Origin of the sequence: Desulfobaculum sp. SPO524 (assembly GCF_044987625.1) — a bacterium.
Classification (GTDB): Bacteria; Desulfobacterota; Desulfovibrionia; order Desulfovibrionales; family Desulfovibrionaceae; genus Desulfobaculum.
In genome coordinates this window covers 142,936-162,770 of record NZ_JBJDSB010000003.1, presented here as the reverse complement: position 1 = coordinate 162,770, position 19,835 = coordinate 142,936, and the positions used below count along the sequence as shown (strand labels likewise).

The window sequence follows — 19,835 nt, the reverse complement described above, 5'->3', positions numbered from 1 at the left end:
AAGAGTTTACGCACAAACGTCCCCCTCCACCTGCGACACAAACCCAGCGCCACCGAGTCGATGCACGGCCTTGGTGGCGTTCCACGTTCCGGCTATGCCGTGGCGGAAGCCTCTCAGTTCCATTTTACACTCTGCCTGCAGGTCTGGCCTTCCGGGGAGTGTTAGGCTTACCGTTTGCTTTCCTTTCTGAAAGGCTTCCAGCTTGGCGCGGGCGGCCTTGGTTGCAGCCTTTCGGGAAGGGTAGGTGTGGCGTATGCGGAAGGCTGGTTCGCCTTCGCCCACGGTTTCGTCCACGTCCTGCGCGGCGTCCTTGTCGCGCCATGTTGCTATGACGCGGCGATAGGCAGCGCGCTCGGTGATATCCACGCTCCAGCTGGTCACGTCCTCAGGCGTCAGCGTCACGGTGTGCAGGGGCTTGCCGCTGGCGGTTTTGCCTTCGCCCTTTTTCACGAACACCAGCGCTCCGCCGTTGGCCTTGGCGATCATGCCCATGTCTGCCGCAACGCGTGTAAGAAGGTTCATGTCGCTTTCCCCGATCTGGTCGAGGTGCCCCAGCGGCTCGCCCGCCACGTCTTCGGCAATGGCGGGGGCAAGGCCATGCTCCGCCGCTATGGTCCGCACCACGTCGCCCACAGTCCCCGGCGTCCATGAGCGCGTGCGCTGCGTCTGGAGCTGCGAATAGGTACCGCTCTTCTCGAAGGGTGCGCCGCTAGCCGTGATGGCCAATTGTTCCGGCGGACCGGACACGGTAAGGCCATCCACGACGTACAGGCCCATATATCGCGCGCGGTCACCGTACCCCAACCACACGCGTAGTTCCGCGCCCGTGGCCGGAAGGCGGATGTGCGGCGCAGTATCAGCAAGGGTGATGCTCAGCGCATCGGACTGCATCCCGGCTTCGTCCGTAACGGACAGCGACACCAACCGCTCGCGGATCGCGCTGGTGATGTCGCTCCCGTTTGCCACAACGCGGAAGGCGGGCGCGTAGAGTTTGCGGTCTAATCCCACAGACTCACCCCTTCATCAGGCTCCGGCTCGGGCAGCTCCGGCAGAACGATAACCACGCCCGCATCCAACACAGGGCCGAGGTCAGCAAGACCGGGATTCGCCTCCAGCACCGATTCCACCGCGCCCGCCGTACGCCCGTAATGGCGCTGGCAAATGGCGTCTACCATGTCACCATCCTTGGTGCGATACAGCATCACGCGTCCCCTTTGAGGAACATTCCAGCGGGATAATCAGCCCCCCCGCTGACGCAATCATTCAAGCCACCAAGCATGTTTCTTTTTCGATAACTTGATGCGACGCCATGAAAAGTATCAACCACATCCGGTTCAAACACAGCACCCAACTCCGCCCCAGCATCGGCCTTGGCTATTAGCTGCCCCACAACATTATCAACTCCCGGCAGCCTACCGGACGCAGTGGCCGTATTCAGCCCCAACCCCGTCAGCTTATCGACAGCGCCCCCGGCCAAAGTCTTCATGACGGCTGTATTTACCCCTGCCGCACCAAGACTATCCGCGCCCATCTTGATCATTTGCATCCCTGTTCCCATAGAGAACAACGCGCCTAATCCATCAAGTCCGGCAGCATCCGCAAATGTATTGATGCTCGGCGCGCCAAGGTCAACCATACTGGAAAACATTGTACTATCTACGCCACGTCGCGCCATTCCCTCCGCAGCCTTGGCAATATCCCCCATGCTCGACACACCAATGCCCGACAGCATGCCCAGCCCATCACTTGCCAACTGGGAGTTCATGCCGCCCACAGCTTGCTTGAGTAGCCCCGCTGCCTTGGCCGAATCCGCAATTCCCGCAGGCATCGCGCCCGCGATATCAGGATGCTCTTTACGATCACCCTGTACACCTCCACTCGTTACCCCTTGAGACAACGTTCTTCTAACCGGGGGCGAGAACTGCGCATCGGCCTCTCCATAGTATTTCAGCTTCAACGTAAATTCGATCTTACGCGGCACGCCGTCGGCAAAGGCTGTGCCCCGTGTTTCGTCCACGTTCAGCACAACCCACCTGCCATGGATACGGCCAAGGCCATCAACCAAGAGCTGTGGCTTGCCCTGCCCTGCCTCGCGCCGCATGTCCTCCACCTGCGATAGGCCACCACGGAAGTGTGGATACACCACGCCGGACAGGCTGATGGATTCCTCTCCCGGCCCAAGGAACTGAAGCGCCGCCTCGCGCCCGTGCCGCTCCTGCGCGGCCCAGCGGTACGCGGTGCTGCGCTGCAACTGATCATACGCGGCGGAGTTCAGTCCGAAGGCATACCGCCCCAGCTTCATCATGATGTCCGACATATCGCCTACCAATCATACAGCGCCTGCCGCTCTGCGGTGCGCTGCATGCCGTTCAGTTTCCGGATAACCGCCGACGCAAGGGCTTCCTCGTCCTGCCCCGGCGCGGCGTTAATGGTGATGCCGCCGACCTCCATGGCTACGCCCGCGCCGCCCGCCTTAGGCAGGGATTCCGGCACGTTCAACGCGGTGCGCGCCCCACTGGCCGTGCTCTTCTCCTTCTCGGCCAGCATGCTGCCCACCTTACCGCCCAGCGCCTCGCCGCCAAACCCGCCGAGGATGCCACCGATCAGGCCGCCCACAGCCGTGCCGACAACCGGCACCACGGAGCCGATTGCAGCCCCGGCCAACGCGCCGCCAGCAGAGCCGCCAAGGCTGCCAAGGTTCTTGCCCACGCCCTCCTTGTCGCCGGAGCGTACTGCGCTGTACAGGCCAGCGCCCGCCATCATCACGCCGAGGGGCTTGGCGAACTTCCCAAGCAACCGTCCGCCGCCACGCAGGAGCTTCCCCACGCGCCCAAGCTTGCCGAGCTTTCCCAGCCTGCCCAGCTTGCCCAAACGGCGCGAGCGCCGCCCCTTGCCCTTGCTGCCCGAGCCGCCAAAATCATCGGAGCCATAGCCGCCACCGCCGTTCACCACGCGCACGGGAATGGCTCCACCGCGCCCGCCGCCTTTGCCGCTGGCCGCACGGCCAAGCTTGCCCATCGCGCCAACGGTGCCGACAATGCCACGGCCAAGGCGCGCCATTCCCATCGCCGCCTTAGCGCCCACGAACGCCACGCCGCCAATGGCCGCCGTCAGCGTCCCCCATGCGGCCACCCGTCCGGCCATGCTCACGGCATCGCCCACGCCAAACAGCCCGTCGCGCAAGTCCTGCACCCACGCCGCCATCCGGATGCCTATACCGTCCACCAGCGGCGCAAGCGCGCCGCCGATCAACCCCGCGAACTCGCCCGCCGTACTGCCGACCACCGTACTCAGCCGCCCGAAAGCGCGGTTGTACTGCTCCGCCCCGGCGCGGCCCTCGTCGGAAAGCTGGTTCAACGCCTGCTGCTGGGCAAGCAGCGTCTCTACGCTTTCCTCACGGGTGCGCAGATAGCCAAAGAACTTATTCGCCTCGCCGCCCATCAGGATGTCTGCGGCGCTCACGGCCTGCGCGTGGTCGTCCACACCCTTGATGGCTGCGGCAAGACGTAGGAACTGCTCCTCCGGCGCAAGGTTCTGCAAGTCCTCAAAGCCGAGGCCAAGGATTTGCAGAGACTCCTTAACCGGGGTGATCTCCTCAAGCCCTGCGGACTCGCCGAGCTTGTTGTTCATCTCCTCCATGAGGTCGCCAACGTGGTCGGCCTCGAACCCGGCTTCCTTGGCAATGCCGCCCCACGCGGCAAAGGTGTCGGCGCTGACGTTGAGGGACTTGGCAAGCGCGGTCTGCTTGGCCGTGAGCTGGTTCGTCATGGTCATGGCCGCGCCAGCAACGCCAACGGTGCCGCCAACCACTGCGGTATAGCGCGCCGTGGTCCCGATCATGCTCTTGAGACGGGCGGCGCGCTCCTGCACGTCCTGCATACGCTTGTACTTCGTTTGCAGGCGATCCATTTCCCGGCCAAGGCGGTTTGTCTCCTGCGCCGCCGCGCTAGTGTCCACGCCCACGGCTTCAAGCTGCTTCTCCAGCCCCTTCAACTTCTCGCGCTGGGACTGATAGGCGCGGCCAGCCTTGCGCGCGGCCTTCTCGGCGCGCTCCACCTGCTGCCGTGCCCGCTTGGTCGGCTTTTTGGAGCGCTCATACTCACGGCGAAGGCGGGCCGCCTCCCGTTTCAATGTCCGGTACTCGCGGCCCGCCTCGCGCACCCCTTGCGGGTTGAACTTTTGCAGCTTGTCCTGCTGCTCCTTCACGGTACGGATGGACTCCCCAATGCCGGAGAAGTCGCCCTTCACGGCCTTGGTCGTCGTGCGGAAGGAATCGGATACCGCCGCGCCAATCTCGACCACGGCGGACATTTTCTTGCGCATCAGCTCGCGTTCTCCTGCGGTAGTTCAGCTATCCAATCAAGCATGTCCTCCACGGCCATGCCCGTCAGCTCCGCGCACGACCACCCCGTGTAGCGCGCAAGAAGCAGCACGCACCGCCGCGCCTCTCGCGGCGTTAGGACAAAAAATCCCGGTACACCTCCTGAAGCTTGGTGTAGTCCTTCAGGTCCATGCCTTCCAGCACCTCGGGCGACACCTCGCACAAGTTGGCGAACAGCCGAAGCTCCTGCTCCACGTCGGTCCCGGCGCTCTGCACGGCGATCTGGTCGCGCACCTTGGGGCGACGCATGTTCAGCGTCTCCAGCTTCTGCCCCTTGTATTCCACCGGGTACTCAAGCGTAATCCGTTCCACTGTGTCCTCCTTTAGATGCCGCAGGCGTCGCGCAGTTCTTTGAGTTGATCGGTGCCGCCAATGACGCGCTTCATGTTCAGGGCGTCAATTTCGTGCAGCGTCTTGCCGTTCTGTTCGCGTTTGAAATACGTCAGCGCCACAGTCACGGACAGCGAAGCCGCTTCGCCAGGTTTCCACGCGCCGTCCTCGATCTTGGTAACAGTGCCGCGCATCTTCACCACCACGGGCGTCACCACGCCGTCGAGGCTTTGCAGACCGCCGCGCGCCGTAAGCTGAATGCCGTTGTTCTGAATGACGCCAAAGCTGCCGAGGATATGCTCGCACTGCTTGGACAGCGTAAACGTGGCCTCCATCTTCTCCATGCCCATATCAATGGCGATGGAGGTGTCCATACCGCCAGCGCGGAAGTCCTCGGTCACAAGGCTCAACGCCGGGAGCTGGAGTTCCTTGCACTCGCCAACGTAGCCGCGCCCGTCCACGAACAGGGCAAAGTTTTTCAGGATGTTCTCTGCGGGCATTACTTGAAGACCTCCTCGATGTAGTCATTGACCAAATGGCTGCGGAACGTGACGTGCTCCGCCGGGTACGGGGGCGTGAAGTCAAAGTCGAAATAGACCTTGCCCTGCTGGACTTGGTCGGGCGTGTTCAGTTCCGGATCCGCCCAGCACTCGCCGCCGAGAATCGCGCCCACGGCCTCAAGGTGGCGCAGGTAGGCGTTCACGCCTTCCACCACGTCGTCCACGTAGGTCTTGGTGATGTTCCGGTCCACGGCCCACAGGTGCGCGGCAAGGATGGACTCGTTGATCATGTCCGCCGTACGGCGCACGGACAGGAAGGACCACTTGGGATCGGTGCATCCGGTGCGGTTACCCCACAGGCGGTAACCGCCTTCGTTGATAATGGTGGCCACGTTCTTCTCATTCAGCATGTTGGCGCGGCAATTGACGTCACCAAGGGTGAAGTCCACGGGGCGCGCGGTGCCGGAGATGCCAAAGACCTGCCGATTGGACGGCGACCACCAGAAGCCCCGGTCGTTATCGGAACGTGCAATCATGCCCGCTACACGGGCAGACGCTGGTTCCGCGACATATGCGCCATCGCGGTAGACCTTCACCCACGGGTCCACCATGAACACGCGGGCGGTGCCAAAGTCGCCCATGGCGGCGATGGCGTCAGTGTCATTGGTGTTCGGACCGTCCACGATAACGACGGCGCGCAGGCGCTCGGCAATGCCTTCCAGTTCGGCGGCGACGGGGTTCTTGAAGAAGGTACCGGGATTGTCCGCATCCTCGGCGCGCTGATGCGTAAAGCCGGGAGCAAGCAGGATGCGCGGGGTAAAGCCAAGGACAGACGCGCTGGCACGCAAGGCCTGCACGCCCATGTACTGCCCGGTGGTTTCGTCCACGCCGCCGACAACGTTGGTCATGGTCGCGGCGTCGTCCGCGCCCTCGTCCACACGCACCACCACAACCATGGCCCCGGACTGATCAAGGATGCCGTCCATGGCGGCAGGCAGCGTGCCCGCGCCGTCACCCACGGTGTCCAGCTTGGCGGCCTCGCGGCGGTTCCCCGCGACGAGAACCGGGGTATTCAGAGGAAAGACGCTGGCGTCGGCGTCGGGAGCCGTGCCCACAATGCCGATGACGGAGCTTTTCACGGTACGAATGGGACGCGGACCACCGTCAATCTCGACGACTTCCACGCCATGCAGAAATTGTTCAGGCATTGCTTAACCCTCACTGGTTGCAGGTTCAGAGGCAGACTCACCGGAAGCGTCTTCACTTCCGGCTAAAGACGGCTCGACAGGGGCTTGCGGCCAAATGATGTCACGGGGAAAACCTACCTGATCCGGAACGGCTTCAAGGGCGTTAGCGTAGTCATCCCACGCCGCAAGCTCCGCTTCGATGCCCGTCGGATCGCCCGAGGCAGCCACAATAACGCGCCGCTTCCGCAGCAGCTGCATCACGGCGGGGTCATAGGCCTCACGCATCAAGCGGTCCCGCTCGGCGCGGGCGCGCTCTGCGAGTTCGGCCTCGGTGGGTTCTGGCGGCGGGGGCGGGTCCACGGCGACGGGGCGGCCGTTGGCGTCGGGTTGAATGAGTTTGCCGCGAGCCTGTGCTTCGAGCAGAGCGCGGTGTTCGGCGGCGGTGATTTCTACTGCGTCGGCGGGTATGTTGTTGCCATGCAGTTCCGGGATGTAAAATGCGTTCGTTGTAGCGCTATATTTCATGGTGTCTCCTTAGTAGCCAATCGCTTGCCATAATCCGGGGTATCCATTCTGACATGAGAAATCGAAACCCGTCACCGCAAGGTTTTCATATGCTGGTGAAACGCCAACGCCCTGCCCGGAGCCATTGTCTCTTAGCGTAATCTGTAAAGATAAGCATGCGGTTGTGAAAGCTATCGGAAAGCTAACCGGAGTACGTACTCCGTTCGTGACCTCTGGTGCAACACCCCACTGCAAAATCAACCCACTCGGCAACTTCTGCCAGCCGCTGGTCCCCAGATTCTGCGTCCACTCGCTTCTATCTACCTTGCTCCCGTTGATAGCCGCCACTTGGTCAGCAAGCGCCAGCAGGTCCACCTGCGCGGCGTTGATGGCCACGTCGGCGACCTTGATGCAGGGAAGGGCGTAGAGGGTTTTGGGGCGGGTTTCTTCTCCACCAACTGGTTCGGACATTACCCACGTGTTGTCTGTGTCTGCAGTATTTGCACCGTATCTGTCCGTATAATCGGGATTTACACCCCAGGGTGTCCAAGTTGTACTTTCTGCTGGTACAGCACCCCATGGTATTGTGTGTTGATGTTTCTCCGTCTCATCCGCCAACCAATCACCAGCCTCTTTCCCAGCTACACCCGAACGCGCCGCCGCAATGTAGTGGCGGTAGCACGGCAGGATAATATGCTCCGCCGTCACGCAGTACCGCCCGCACGAGCCGTCCTGCGCCGCCGCTTCCGCGTCCCACGCGGCCTCGTCCGTCAGGTAGTTCCCGGCGGCAAGGACGGCCTCGTCCAGCTGCGGATACGTCCCCCTCAGGAACTTCTGTTTGACGTTGGCGGGGACCGTTCCGGGCAGGGGGACACCTGTGGTTGACCAGCACAGCTGAGACACGGGGACCCCCGCGACACTTCCCCACGCCACGCTGCCATCCTCCTGCATCACCAGCACCTGCCCCGGCTCGCCGCCTTCGGGGATGGTGTGGTGGGGGTCGTCGGTGCGGGCGGTGTGGGTTTCCAGCAGGGTGCGGACTTCTACAACCTGCGCGTCCACATAGCCGCGGCTTGCGAGCACCACCGTCGGGTCCACCTTCAGCTCCACGGCGGCGGTGTTGCTCACCTCCATAACAAGGCGCACGCGCAGTTCGGCGGCAGAGCCTTCGGCAATCTGCGGTTTGTACGTTTCGGGCAGGTTGCCCACGGCAAACAGATCGCCATCGGCGTCGATGATGCCTGCCTCGCGAATAGTCCAGCCGCCTTCCTCGGACGGGATGACCAGTTCGGCCACGATGTACGCCGGGTTGTCCGGGTCCGTTTCCAGCGTATTGAGCTGGGCGCGGTAGACCTCGCGGGTCAATGCCGTCTGCGCCGCATCCGGCGTCACCGCCTGCCCCGCGCCATCGCCTACGGCGCAATGCGTCAGGGATACAGTCCGGCCAAGCGCTACGGCATTCGCCAGCTTGGCCCGGCCCGTCTCGGTGAGGATGACAAAAAAATCCTTAGCCATATCGTCCTCGCTAGGGTTGAGCGGTTACAGTCGTAAACGTTTGCAGCGTCGCGCCGACATGCAGCGGCGAAGCCTGCTCGATATTCTCCGGACGCCACGGCAGCACCGTGAGGGCCGCACCAGTGTGCAGGGCCATCCCCGCATAAACGCGTCCGCGCGTGGTCGAGACCACGGCAAAACCGCGCAGGTGCGAGCGGGTGTTCTTTGCCGCATCCACCACGCGCGTCAGCATGCCGTACAGGTCTGCATCCACGCCGCGATCATCCACCTCGATCTCAATGGCGAAGGTATACGGCTCGCCCTTCGGAGTTTCCTCCCACCATTCGCGGATGCGTACCCGGTAGCCAAGGGCGCGCACTGCCCGGTCCACCGCGCCGCGCGTTCCCTTGTGCCGGTGCACCCATACGGCAGCGCGGATGGCCTCGCGCTTTTGTGCTTCGGTCCAGCTTTCGTCCCATGCGTCCACGGACAGCGACCACGCTAGCCACGCCAGCAGCGGCTCAGGGCAATCCCCTGCACGCCACACGGCGCGTAGCGGCACGCCCACGGCAGACAGCCGCGCCACGGCTTCGGACAGCGCCCGTTCCATGGCCGTGGCACTTGGCGGCATCAGGTGCCTAGGCACGCTCTACCTCCAGTTCTACGCCTGTGCAGTAGGCAGCCTGATGCGGCGCGCACGCCACATCCGCCGTAGGCTCGATAAGCGCCACGCGCGCGACACCCTCCACCTGCAAGGCCGCATAGACCTTGGACAGCGGCATGCCCGCGCCCAGCACATGCCCCGCTTCGGCCACGGTCCACATATCGACCAAGGCTTCATCACGGACGGCCTCAGCGCTGGGGCCGGGCTGAATGGCAAGGCTAGCGCGCACGGCGTAGGTGACGACCTCAGCCGCCTGCACCGTGACATGATCCGTCAGCGGGCGCGTCTCCGCCGCCATCAAGACGGCTTCCACGGCAGACAGCACCGAGGGGTCCGGCGTGCCGCTCCCTTCGCGGCCCAACACATGGACCACGACCTCACCGGGGGCGGGGCTGCTTACGGCAGCATCACGCACACCCGGCACGGTCAGGGCATGAAAGATATACGCGCGGTCCGGCCCGGCCACGCTAAAGCCTTCGGGCGCAAGCTGGATGCGGCGGCGGAACTCGGCATCGGCCTCCCATGTCGGCGGCACGGGCGGATAGGCGTCCGGCTCGCCGGGGGCAACAAGCTTGCGCTCCAGCGGCACCAAGGCCGCAAGATGATCAAGGTCCGTCCCCCCGGCATAGGCCAGCATCACACTCCGGGCCGCATCGTTCACGCGCTGGCGGAGCAAGGTTTCCCGGTAGGCTGCGGCCTCCAGAATCTTGTACGCGGGGTCAGACTCCACCAACGCGGTATGCTCCGGATGCCGCGCGCGAAAGTCCGCCAGCATTTCAGCGAGCACAGTTTCGGCGTCCAGCTCCTCCACCACCTGCGGCGGCGCGAGCAGGGAAAGATCAATATCCGAGAACCCGCTCATATGATGATGCCCTCCATGGTCACGGGTTTGCCGTCCGGCAGGTAGGTGCCCACCACATCCAGCTCCACATGCCCCGGCCCTGCCTCGCGCGCGGTGACGCGCTCCACACGAAAGCGCGGCTCCCACATGGCGATAGCCTCCGCCGTGGCCGCGTAGAGTTCCACCAGCGTCTCGCCATTAAGTGGCGCGTCCACCAGCTCGAACAAACGCGAGCCGTATTCCCGGCGCATCACGCGCGAGCCGATAGGCGTCGTCAGAATGTCGCGCACAGACTGGCGCAGATGGTCGAGGCCGGACAGATCGTGGCCTGTTGTGGCATCGATGCCGCGCACTACTTCGGTCCTCCGGTGTCGCCGCCATGCGGACAAGGATGAACATGGCCGTTCAGGGACACCGCCGCATGCACATCCGCGTCCGTGGTGATATCGCCCACGGTGTGCAGATCGCCCTTCAACGTGGCGTTGCCGCCGCCGGAGCCGCCACCCTGCGTCATAGGACCGTTTAGGAATATGGTGCCGTTCAAGGTGATCTGCGGCGCGGTGACTTCCACGGCGCTCCCGGCCGTAGCGCTGATGACGCCGCCAGCCTGCACGGTCACGCTCTTGGACGCCTCGGCCACGATGTCGCCGGGGATGACGGCGTGCAGGCGATGGGCGCTGCGGTCATAATCGATGACGGCCCCGTCCGCGTAGACGCGGCGGTCAACATCAGGCGAAGACGCGGGCGCAGGGTGCGCAGACTGGTAGATGCTGCCAAGCACTACGCCCTGCGCGGTATCGCCCGACGGCGACAGCACCACCACCTGCTCCCCAACTTCCGGCGCCCACCACGTACGGTCATTCCCGGCGCGAAGCGTCAGCCACGGCAGCCAGTCCGAAACCGCCTCGCCAAAGGCCACGCGCAGCCGCGCGGCAGAATAGTCAGCCTCGGCCACGGTGCCCACGCGGATCACCGACGCAAGCCGCCGCTCCATGTCAGAGACTCGGAAGTTCATCAGCCGTCACCTCGGTGTACTTGTCCTTGTGGTCCTCGCCGACCAACGGCGCATACGATGCCAGAACCTGCTGCACGGGCACGCCCTCGCCATCCCACACGCTCTCGCCCAGCGGCACGTCAATTTCAAACTCCACCCGCCACGACAACGCGCCGGAAAAGCTCGGCTCAAATTCGTTCGGCTCCGCCGTCAAAAACCGCGCGGGCGCGACCTGCGCCCCAAACCGATTGCCCTGCACTACCGTAGCCACAGCCGCCGCCATACGCCGAAGCTCCTGCTCCACGCCGCAAACGCGCGCGGCCACCACCAGGAACACCTCCCAGCGGCACTGCACCCACAGGCGCTCTGTGCCGTCATCAGCCTCCCCGGCCCGCTCCATCCCGGCCAAATGCACCACGGCCAGCGGCGCGTTGAGCTTCCTCTCAACGCCATAGTCCACCACATCCCGCAGCCCCGGCAGCCCCTGCCTCAGCGCCGCACATATCTCAGCATGAACCGCGTCAATCACCACCCACCTCACCGCGCCTTACTCACTTCCCAGCGGAGTTCTTGTTCAAAAAACTTTGCGAACTGCGCGTCCAAACGGGGGAACACATCAACCTCTAAAACTCTGCGAATTTCATCATCCACACTGTGGTACTGCTTAAAGATTGGATACGCCGAATCACCCGAACGACGGTAAACGTCCCGCTGACCGTCACGGCCTGTAACGATAAACGCATGTCGGCGATCTACCGGACCAGCAGTGACACCAGTGGCCGTCTGCTTCGGTTTCAGCAACCTCAAAGGCACGGGCCACAGGCCAAACCAAACTTGAACACCTCGTTTGTTCTTTCCAAGAGTCAGGCGTACGCGGTCGGCTAAAACCTTTCGCTGTACGCCCGAATCCCGCGCCCCCTCGGTCAGCGCTGTGGACCGCACCCAGCGCCCCAGCTTATTGACGGCACGCCGCATGGCCGCCTCAATCTGCTTTTGATCCGCAGCAAACAGCCGCGCGATCCGGTCTGCACTTGCCGCGTCCAAGGGGATTTCCGCCACACCGCAGGTGGACATTACCAGTCCACCTGCACGGTTACATCACATGTGGCGTCCAGCATGACCTCGACGATTCCCGTACCATCAGGACGCACGGCACTTACGGCGTATTCAGCACCATCAACCCATACCGCTGTGCTCTTCCTTGTGACACCTGCAACGTCCCGAGCCTGACACGTCAACTTGTACGCGGCAGTTTCCACCGCGAAGTCTTCCAAGCGCGGCTCCAGATAAGGCGCATCAAAGTAGGCTTTGAACGTGCGCCGGGTTCCGTCTGCCAAGACCGCCGTCACGTCCTTTGCGTCCAGCCCGGTGAAGAAACCGTCGAGGTCAGTAAGCATCACTTACCCTTCCCGCCGCCCTTGCCCCCACCCTTTGCGGAAGCCTTTCGGGATTCCTCGGCGGAGGCTACAATAGCCTTGGCGGCAGCACTGCCAGCCGGAACAGCACGTTCGCGGTAGATGAGGTTCTTTCCCACAGAAAGAGGCACCGTCACTTCATCACCCTCGCGGCACATCTCCCCATCAATCAGAATACCCACATTGGCGGCACCCTCCGGTGCCACCACAACGACGGTCATTTCCTTTTTCTTCTGCTTTCTCATGACTCCCCCTTTAGGCGCTCGTGCCCACGCAGAAGGATTCTGCATTACGGACACCGATGTCCGCATCCTGCATGGCAATGATGCGCAGGCGTCCCTTCTGACTGTGAGTGTACGGGTCCAGCGTCAATTCCAGCCCACCCCACATGGCGATCATCAAGTCAGCCCAGTTGCCGAAAAAGACATCCGAACCCTGCACCTGATTCGTAACGCCGACGGGGTAGCCATTGATCTGCCCCCCATCGGTCATAATTGCCTTCTCGCCACTCGGCATACGCGGTGTGGTCTTGCAGTGTCCCCGCATCCGCGCGTTAAGCAAATAGGCCATGCTTTCAACGTCAGCGTCGTCGGCGCTGATTTCGCTTTCCATCTGGACCATTTCCTTATGCGTGGGCTGGCTGGCCGTTCCGAAGGTGATGGCGTTAACCCCGGCGGTAAACTTGAGGCCCAAAGGCTCGTCGGTGCCGGTGCCGTAGAAACCAAGGCTATCCAGCTTCAGCGCCACGGCCTTCGACAGGTCGGAACGGATCGTCGCCTCGACGTCCAGACTGGTCTGCATCAGCAGGCGACGCGAGACCTCGCACATTCCACCAATGGTGTACGGCGACAGACTCAACGTCCCAAAGTCGCCATCTGACTCCGGCACGTCCTGATCCTCACCAACAACATATCCAGTAGCCCCGCTGATCTGCTTCGGGATATCAACGTTGCCGACAAGTCCGCCGAGCTTGGAACCCAGCTGCATCAGCAGGCAACGTTTCCTCAGCAGCTCGATGAAACTGCTTTCCAGCAACTCGGTGCCGACCAGTGCACCACCGTGCGGAGCGGCCCCGCTGTCGGTGGTGTAGGTGCGGGCGAGCGGCGTTTGCAGCACCTCAGGGGGGACAACGATGCCCTGCACTTCACGCGCAAGGTGCTGGGCGGCGGCATTGGAAACTTCCAGTTCGAAGGCTGCGGCTTCGCGTGCGCGCAGATTGTTCGGGTCCAGCGCTCGCAGCACCTTCACGAAGGAATAACGCTTGAGTTCACGTTCGCTCAGGCCCACATCAGCGTTCATCTCGTCGGGGCTGGGTTTGTCAGCCTTCTGGTTCATCCGCTCCAGCAGGAGCTGACGGAACTGATCCGGCGACTTGCCTTCACGGACAAAGCGCTCGGCCTCTTCCGGGGCGTTATACTCCCGGCCCATCTTCAACAGATCGTCCATGCGCTGCCGTTCGGCCAGCACAGCGGCGTCGCGCTCGGCGGTCACATCAACAGGGGGCACGCCCGCGCCGTTTTCACCTTTAGGAGTTGCGCCTTTCTGGGGCATTCCTCTTCCCTCCATCGTTTCAGGTTTCGGCGCGCCACCGTGGTCACGCCCCACACCCACAGAATCATCAGCGGGGATGGTCACGAACGAAATTTCGTAGGGCGTCCATTTCGTCGCCCTGTACACATCCACATCATCCTTGCGGCTTTCCACCAGCTTGACTTCATCCACCTCAAACCCGACGGAAACATGCCGCAGAACGCCATCAACCACGTCCCGGAACTTCTCTTCCCCGAGTGGTGATCGGCTAAAGCGCACAACCGCGCGCCCCTTGCCGTCTCCATCAATTCGGGCCGACTCCACAACGCCGATATGAGCCGAGCGGTTGTGATTGAACAACACAGCCCCGCCGTTGTTCAGGCGGTTCAGGTCACATGCGGATGCGCTATGCTCCAACACAAGGATCGTGAGCCAAAACTGTTCAATCTCCCGATCCGAGGAAAACGCGATTTCCACCGTGCGCTTTTCCTCATCGACGGAACGGACCATCTCAACCGGGAAATACGCTCGGCAATTCTGGCTCTGAATCTGCTCAAGCGTCGGCTTCGTCTTCGGCATCATCGCCTCCATGCTCATGCCCCTTCGGAGCGGTTTGTTTCACCGGGGCCGGGGCCAGTCCCAATTCCTCCCACCGATCCCTATCTTCCTTGATCTCTTCAAAGACCTCTTCAGGATCACGCCCCTGTTCCCTGATCGTGTCGGAAACAGAACGCATCAAACCGTTCTGTGCTTCACGGGCGGCCTTCACGTCTTTTTGTGGGTCAACCCACTGCCAGCGCCGCGCCTGGTATCGCGCGCGCTTATACTGCTCGACGCGTTCAGCGCGTAAGGGAGTCAGGCCAATCTTGATAGCCCCGGCCAACACCGCCGTCGCCACCCAATCTTCAAAGACGGGTTGCACCAGCTTGTCGATGAACCACTGTTGCAGGTCCATCCACTGGTCCCGCTCGTCGAGCACTCCGGCCCTGATGCTGGAATAGTTCACGCCTGACAGGTCGCCAGACAACGAGGCGTAGGACACGCCAAGGCCTGCGGAAATGGATTGCAAACATGACCGCACAAAAACACCGAACTCGCCTTGTGGGTACTGCGGATCCCATGCGCGGAACTTGTACCCATAGGGCAAGCGCTCCATGGTTCCCGGCTCGGCGTCCATGGGGAAGACCTCTTCGTCTTCGTCATCAAACTCCGGAACTTCCATTTCGGGATCGGTCTCAAAGAATCCCATCTTAGAAGCACCGATACGGGCGTTGATGACTGCGGCTGTCTCATACTTCGACAGGTGGTGCATACGTGTCAGGGCCGTCCCCATCCACGACACCCCACGCGGCTGGTTGATCATCTCCGGTACAAAGAGGTGATACATCTCTTCTGCGGGGATACGCTCGTACCTCGCGCCGCCGTAATCGACACCACTGATGTAGTCGTCCTGATCGCCACGCAGGTAGTACGCGACAGGACGGCCTTCCGGCGTGAACTCAATACCAGCCCGAATGCGATTCCCGTTTGTCAGCTTCTCGCGCATTTGCACCGGGACACGCACGGGATCAATCAACTGGAGCTGGTAGTGATAGGCTCCAAAGCGCCGACCGCGCAGCCGGCGGACAAAGACCTCGCCATCCCGAGCGACGGTCTGAACGGCTAACCCTTGCAGTTCGCGCCATGTCAGTGTGCCTGTCACCTCAGGGTTCTGGCCCCAATGCTTCCACGCATCAGACAACGCCTGCCGGGCCAACGCATCGGGGCTTCCATCCGCAAGCTGTACAGTCGGCACCACAGCGACACCGCGAGGCCCAACAACGTTTGTCCGCACCAACCGCAGGAACCGCTTGCCATGGTCGATATTGTTTGCGGCCTCGCGCCCACGCGCGCACAAAACACGCCACGAGCGTTCAACCAATACGGATGCGCTCATCGGCTCGCTGGTCCATCCTGCGGTTGTCCGATTCGCTGACGCAGCGTCAAACGAGCCGGACTCGGCCCCATAATTCCGCCGCCCAAACCGGGGCGGCAGCGTCCTGCGACGTGGGGCCGGGTCTGCCTCAACCGCGCGCCCCCGGAAAATATCCAACAGGCTCACAGGCGAACCCCTATGGTTTTGAATCCGTTTTGCCCACGCTCAGAACGAACGCGGACAACTAGCTGGCCACGCAGCTTCCGCAGCTGGTCAATGCTGTAGCGCTGGAGCTGCCTCCCTGCGATCTGGTATGACCACACGGCATCCCCCGCGCAACCAGACAGCGCGGCGTCCACGGCCTCTAGAGCCTTCTCGGCTTCCGTCCGCCCGTCATAAGGTCCACCGACGCCAAGGAAGTTAGGGACCACCTCCAGCTTTCCGGACTGCACAACACGCTGCTCATCGCCACGCGTGGCAATGATCTGCCACCAGTGCCGCCCCGCAGGCAGTGTGCAAACAAACGAAAAGACAAAGGCATCACCATCGGCAACGCCTTCAACATCAGTGGAACCCTGCCCCCGAAGGGCGAGCGTTGCCGCCCACCCCTCGGATGCAGGAAGCCCAAGGAGGATTCTACAGGAGGTGCTTTCGCTTATGGCAATCTGGCGTGGTAGCTCGTTGATCATCATCCCATCACGAAGTTAGAACGACGCTTCCGACGTTTTTTGACTTTTCTCTTCTTCCGTTCTTTCGGAGGATTTTCCTGCACCTCGGCTTTTGAAACCACTGCGTTTTGGGACGCTTCGGCAGGTTCAGAGAGAGCCACGACTTCGCTTTGGGATTGCAGACGGGATTCAAGTTTCTGGAAATTCGGACGGGCAATCAGGAGGGCCGCATAGGCATAGACTCGGCAGTCCAGCGCCTCGTTACGTGGCCGGGTCTTCACCCACTCACGTTTGGGGAAGCCCTTAACGTAACGGGTTATGCACTTCTCGGCAGTGAGCTGCTGGAAGTATTCGTCGAACTCCGCATATGTCGCCGGGAAGTGCAGACGCCCCGGCCCTGATCCGTCCAACGGCAAGCGCTTGTAGAGCAACGTCTTTGCCTGATCGACGCCAATGGAGAACAAGCGGACAGGCCGCCCCTTTCCTTTTCCGGTCTTGAGCTTGCGGGGAGCACCGACAATCGGCACGCCCTCCCCGCCCTTGCCCTTGATCGCCCAACGACGGGCGGCCCAGCGACTCCGGCAGTAGTTGTATACGGCTTGCGTATTGCTGCCGCCGGAGTCGATGCACGCCGCATGGATCGACAGCTCCACCCCGGACTCATGCAACCAGCGCTGGTCAAGGTAATCGTCGAGAGCTTCCCACACGGAGGAGTGATCCGGATCACCGTAGATCACGTGATAATCAATGCTCCACGATTCTTCCTCATGGCCCCACGCAACCAGCTCAATTTCTAAGCGGTCCGGCTGCGTATCGACGCCAGCGGTCAATATCAGGCCACGCAAGGGCACAGGCGCGGCGTACTGCTCGCAACGGTTGCGAAGCCCCGTCTCGTCAACCTGCTCGCCTTCCTCTTCCCATGTCTCGGCAAGCGAAACATTCACGAAGCTTTGCAGGTCGCCCCTGTGCTTCTTGTCCAAGAAGCTTTGCGCAATATCGCGCCAGCGCCGCCACGGTGAATACAGTTCATTCAAGTGGAACGACGCGTGCCCCCGAAATGGCTTCTCCGCGCGCCACTCACCAGCCGCCAACATCGCGGGTTTGTCCTTGTCCTCGATCACACACCCGCAGGACTCGCACACGTAATATGCTGTTTCCGGAAGATGCCCGCCCTGTTCATCATGATCCCATTTCACATTTCCCCATTGTAGCGTCTGGAAGGCTCCGCAATGCGGACACGGCACGTAATAGCGCCGCTTGTCGCCAGCCTCGAACGCCTTTTCGATGCGGGAGAATCCCTTGATGGTGGGCGTACTGGATTCGATCAGCTTCTTCTGATCGCCAAATGTCGAGGCACGTTGCCACAGCAATTCAATCGGATCGCCTTCCTCGGTCATGCTGTAGCCGTCCACCTCATCACATATGATTATTGGCGCAGATCTGCCGCGCATGGTCCGCGTGCTGCCGCTGTAGGCGAGCAGCAAAAAGCCGCCGGGATATGACTTCATGGTGGCGTTGTTCACGCCGTCACGTCCCCTCGGCTTGGCGACCTTCTCCCCAACCTGCGGCGTCTCATTGATAAGCGGCGTGAGCTTGGTTTCCAGCCACACCTTGCCGTCGGACTGCGTGGGCTGCATCATGATGCAGCTCTTGGGGTTCAAGTCGATGTAATACCCAATCGCGTTATTCTCGCACTCGGTCTTGCCGACCTGCGCCGACCACATGAGCGACACCCTATAGGTCCGCGCATCGCTCATGCAGTCCATAGGCCCACGCTGATACGGCGCATTGTCCGTACGCCATGGGCCGGGCATCGCGTTGGCGACGCTGACGCGGCGGTACTTGTCTGCCCACTCGGAAACCGTCAAGCGCTCTGGCGGCCTAAACATTCCCATAAGTCCACGGATAGCCCGCCGAATGCCTTCCTCATTGCTCAGGTCTATATCAGTCTGCGGCATCTTCAATCTTCTCCAGCAAATCAGTTTCCGCGAGCGAGGATAACGCCAAGTCTATTTCCTCCCGAAGTATCTCCTTCACCGCCGTTTCATCAGTGGCGGCCATAACGCGCAGCGCCAGCCTGTCAGGCAAGGCAAGCATCGCCTGCCGCACCTCCACAAAGGCGGAAGCTATGACGCGCTCCATCTCTTCAATGGGCGCGACCTCGCCCAACTCCCGCGCCGCCGACACGCGCTTGATCTTCAGCTCCTCAACAAGGAGCAAGCGTTCCAACTCCCCCTTACTGATGCCGTCCTCGACATCCCCAACCGCCTTGGACACCGCCCGCTCCGTGTGCCACGCGACACACTCCGCAAGGTCAAACTTCCACGCCTTACCCCTGCCCCCCTCCTGCACGCAGGGCATCCCCTCGCGCACCCGCGCCCGAACCGTGGGCAAGGACAGGCCCAGCGCAAGGGCCAGTCCCTGCATGTCCACCACGGCTTGTGCGGTCTGCTTCTCCGTTTTCTGTTTTTTCTTTTTCACTTCGCCCATTATTTCAACCAGTTATCAAAGTTGTTCACAGGGTTTTGATCGTCGAAACAGAAAGTCATTTCCCGAAGCCACGCAGAAAGAAAACTTCGTGCCTCAGCTCGACCCACTCTTTTCCCCCCTTCGGGAAGGACCCGTTGTGTTCCTAGCTTCGTTTGCAAGCGTCTAGCGGCGTCTAGCTCTCAATCCGTAAACTTTATGGGGAATGTTGCATTTCGCTGCCTAGAATCATGCTGCGGCGGCAAGCCTGTGCCTGTGAACCACCGTCCTCACTGTGCTTGCGGGCACTCCAAGCCGCCGCCCTATCTCCCCTGCGCTCAAGCCCTCGGCCCGCATATGAATGATGCGTGCGTCGCGCTCGGCCTTTTCCACCCGTGCGCAGCGGGCTAACGGCAACTGCATCCCCCTGAACTCATCCACCAGCGCTTGCGCTGCCTGATCACCCACCACATCCCGCAACCAATGGCAGGCGGGCAAACGCTGGGGCACGTACAACGAACGAAAGCGGCACGCCTTGGCAAGGGCCAGCGTCCGCGCTCTGCCGATGACTTCCGCCACGACCTGCGCCGTCGGCGGCAAAGGAGGCAACGCCTGCATGGTGTCTTACCTCTTGTTTGTTGGGTTAAAGGTCTTGGCGGCGGCGCACACACGGTCTGCGATAATGTCGAGGAGCTGCCCGCCCGCGTAGCCGGCAACGCCGACGCAGGCTTGCCGCATCCCTTCGGGAACGAAGGCGACAGGCTCCAGTAGCAGGTGAACCATGTATCCTGTGAACGCCGCAGTAACGATGGTGGCGAACACATACCGGGCGGAGCACGCTCCCGGCCCGCGCAGGACGCGCACAGTGCCGCCAAACAACGCCAGCAGGACAGGGGGCAGAACGCCCCCCATCAACTGCATCAAGGATTCAATGCTCATGCGCTCC

General features: G+C 62.0%; 24 protein-coding genes. All 24 read right to left on the bottom strand.

Going from position 1 to position 19,835, the window contains the following annotated elements; all coding sequences use genetic code 11:
* Window positions 1-6 precede the first annotated feature (6 nt).
* The 24 genes from ACI3L3_RS12025 to ACI3L3_RS11910 all read right to left on the bottom strand — a co-directional run bounded on the left by ACI3L3_RS12025 (window position 7) and on the right by ACI3L3_RS11910 (window position 19,828).
* A complete protein-coding gene (locus ACI3L3_RS12025) occupies window positions 7-1,008 on the bottom strand; it encodes a phage late control D family protein (RefSeq protein WP_404845370.1) in 1,002 nt (333 codons plus the stop codon).
* A complete protein-coding gene (locus ACI3L3_RS12020; protein ID WP_404845369.1) occupies window positions 999-1,202 on the bottom strand; it encodes a tail protein X in 204 nt (67 codons plus the stop codon). Before ACI3L3_RS12020 ends, ACI3L3_RS12025 begins: the two co-directional genes overlap by 10 nt.
* The gene (locus tag ACI3L3_RS12015) at window positions 1,202-2,317 is read right to left on the bottom strand and encodes a phage tail protein (protein ID WP_404845368.1); all 1,116 of its coding nucleotides are present in this window, start codon (window positions 2,315-2,317) and stop codon (window positions 1,202-1,204) included. Before ACI3L3_RS12015 ends, ACI3L3_RS12020 begins: the two co-directional genes overlap by 1 nt.
* A gap of 5 nt (window positions 2,318-2,322) precedes the next feature.
* Entirely contained in the window at window positions 2,323-4,323 is a 2,001-nt protein-coding gene (locus ACI3L3_RS12010) for a hypothetical protein (RefSeq protein WP_404845367.1), read from the bottom strand.
* A gap of 133 nt (window positions 4,324-4,456) precedes the next feature.
* The gene (locus tag ACI3L3_RS12005) at window positions 4,457-4,693 is read right to left on the bottom strand and encodes a phage tail assembly protein (protein ID WP_404845366.1); all 237 of its coding nucleotides are present in this window, start codon (window positions 4,691-4,693) and stop codon (window positions 4,457-4,459) included.
* Between the two features lie 11 nt (window positions 4,694-4,704).
* Window positions 4,705-5,211, bottom strand: a complete 507-nt coding sequence (locus ACI3L3_RS12000; RefSeq protein WP_404845365.1) for a phage major tail tube protein — start codon at window positions 5,209-5,211, stop codon at window positions 4,705-4,707.
* A complete protein-coding gene (locus ACI3L3_RS11995; protein ID WP_404845364.1) occupies window positions 5,211-6,419 on the bottom strand; it encodes a phage tail sheath C-terminal domain-containing protein in 1,209 nt (402 codons plus the stop codon). The genes ACI3L3_RS12000 and ACI3L3_RS11995 overlap by 1 nt, the downstream gene beginning before the upstream one ends.
* A 3-nt stretch (window positions 6,420-6,422) precedes the next feature.
* Window positions 6,423-6,923, bottom strand: coding sequence for a tail fiber assembly protein (locus tag ACI3L3_RS11990; protein WP_404845363.1), 501 nt, complete (start codon window positions 6,921-6,923; stop codon window positions 6,423-6,425).
* A 9-nt stretch (window positions 6,924-6,932) separates the two neighbouring features.
* Window positions 6,933-8,417 (bottom strand): phage tail protein, encoded by a 1,485-nt coding sequence (locus ACI3L3_RS11985; protein WP_404845362.1) that lies wholly within the window; start codon window positions 8,415-8,417, stop codon window positions 6,933-6,935.
* Between the two features lie 10 nt (window positions 8,418-8,427).
* Window positions 8,428-9,042 carry a phage tail protein I gene (locus ACI3L3_RS11980; RefSeq protein ID WP_404845361.1) on the bottom strand — a complete coding sequence of 205 codons (615 nt, stop codon included), beginning with the start codon at window positions 9,040-9,042 and terminating at the stop codon, window positions 8,428-8,430.
* The gene (locus ACI3L3_RS11975) at window positions 9,035-9,922 is read right to left on the bottom strand and encodes a baseplate J/gp47 family protein (RefSeq protein ID WP_404845360.1); all 888 of its coding nucleotides are present in this window, start codon (window positions 9,920-9,922) and stop codon (window positions 9,035-9,037) included. Before ACI3L3_RS11975 ends, ACI3L3_RS11980 begins: the two co-directional genes overlap by 8 nt.
* On the bottom strand, window positions 9,919-10,254 hold the full coding sequence (locus ACI3L3_RS11970; RefSeq protein WP_404845359.1) for a GPW/gp25 family protein: 336 nt from the start codon (window positions 10,252-10,254) through the stop codon (window positions 9,919-9,921). The genes ACI3L3_RS11975 and ACI3L3_RS11970 overlap by 4 nt, the downstream gene beginning before the upstream one ends.
* A complete protein-coding gene (locus ACI3L3_RS11965; protein WP_404845358.1) occupies window positions 10,254-10,916 on the bottom strand; it encodes a phage baseplate assembly protein V in 663 nt (220 codons plus the stop codon). Before ACI3L3_RS11965 ends, ACI3L3_RS11970 begins: the two co-directional genes overlap by 1 nt.
* Window positions 10,897-11,424: a hypothetical protein gene (locus tag ACI3L3_RS11960; protein WP_404845357.1), complete on the bottom strand. Its 528-nt coding sequence runs from the start codon at window positions 11,422-11,424 to the stop codon at window positions 10,897-10,899. The genes ACI3L3_RS11965 and ACI3L3_RS11960 overlap by 20 nt, the downstream gene beginning before the upstream one ends.
* Window positions 11,425-11,432: 8 nt before the next feature.
* Complete coding sequence (locus tag ACI3L3_RS11955) at window positions 11,433-11,969, bottom strand: hypothetical protein (protein ID WP_404845356.1); 537 nt, start codon at window positions 11,967-11,969, stop codon at window positions 11,433-11,435.
* Entirely contained in the window at window positions 11,969-12,295 is a 327-nt protein-coding gene (locus ACI3L3_RS11950) for a hypothetical protein (protein ID WP_404845355.1), read from the bottom strand. The genes ACI3L3_RS11955 and ACI3L3_RS11950 overlap by 1 nt, the downstream gene beginning before the upstream one ends.
* Window positions 12,292-12,555, bottom strand: a complete 264-nt coding sequence (locus ACI3L3_RS11945) for a hypothetical protein (RefSeq protein WP_404845354.1) — start codon at window positions 12,553-12,555, stop codon at window positions 12,292-12,294. Before ACI3L3_RS11945 ends, ACI3L3_RS11950 begins: the two co-directional genes overlap by 4 nt.
* 10 nt (window positions 12,556-12,565) lie before the next feature.
* Window positions 12,566-14,431: a phage major capsid protein gene (locus tag ACI3L3_RS11940; RefSeq protein ID WP_404845353.1), complete on the bottom strand. Its 1,866-nt coding sequence runs from the start codon at window positions 14,429-14,431 to the stop codon at window positions 12,566-12,568.
* On the bottom strand, window positions 14,394-15,941 hold the full coding sequence (locus tag ACI3L3_RS11935) for a phage portal protein (RefSeq protein WP_404845352.1): 1,548 nt from the start codon (window positions 15,939-15,941) through the stop codon (window positions 14,394-14,396). Before ACI3L3_RS11935 ends, ACI3L3_RS11940 begins: the two co-directional genes overlap by 38 nt.
* Window positions 15,938-16,447, bottom strand: a complete 510-nt coding sequence (locus ACI3L3_RS11930; protein WP_404845351.1) for a hypothetical protein — start codon at window positions 16,445-16,447, stop codon at window positions 15,938-15,940. Before ACI3L3_RS11930 ends, ACI3L3_RS11935 begins: the two co-directional genes overlap by 4 nt.
* Window positions 16,444-18,381 carry a phage terminase large subunit family protein gene (locus ACI3L3_RS11925; RefSeq protein WP_404845350.1) on the bottom strand — a complete coding sequence of 646 codons (1,938 nt, stop codon included), beginning with the start codon at window positions 18,379-18,381 and terminating at the stop codon, window positions 16,444-16,446. Before ACI3L3_RS11925 ends, ACI3L3_RS11930 begins: the two co-directional genes overlap by 4 nt.
* The gene (locus ACI3L3_RS11920; protein ID WP_404845349.1) at window positions 18,368-18,913 is read right to left on the bottom strand and encodes a hypothetical protein; all 546 of its coding nucleotides are present in this window, start codon (window positions 18,911-18,913) and stop codon (window positions 18,368-18,370) included. The genes ACI3L3_RS11925 and ACI3L3_RS11920 overlap by 14 nt, the downstream gene beginning before the upstream one ends.
* 225 nt (window positions 18,914-19,138) lie before the next feature.
* Complete coding sequence (locus tag ACI3L3_RS11915) at window positions 19,139-19,507, bottom strand: helix-turn-helix domain-containing protein (protein WP_404845348.1); 369 nt, start codon at window positions 19,505-19,507, stop codon at window positions 19,139-19,141.
* Window positions 19,508-19,513: 6 nt separating this feature from the next.
* Complete coding sequence (locus tag ACI3L3_RS11910) at window positions 19,514-19,828, bottom strand: phage holin family protein (protein WP_404845347.1); 315 nt, start codon at window positions 19,826-19,828, stop codon at window positions 19,514-19,516.
* Between the last annotated feature and the right edge of the window lie 7 nt (window positions 19,829-19,835).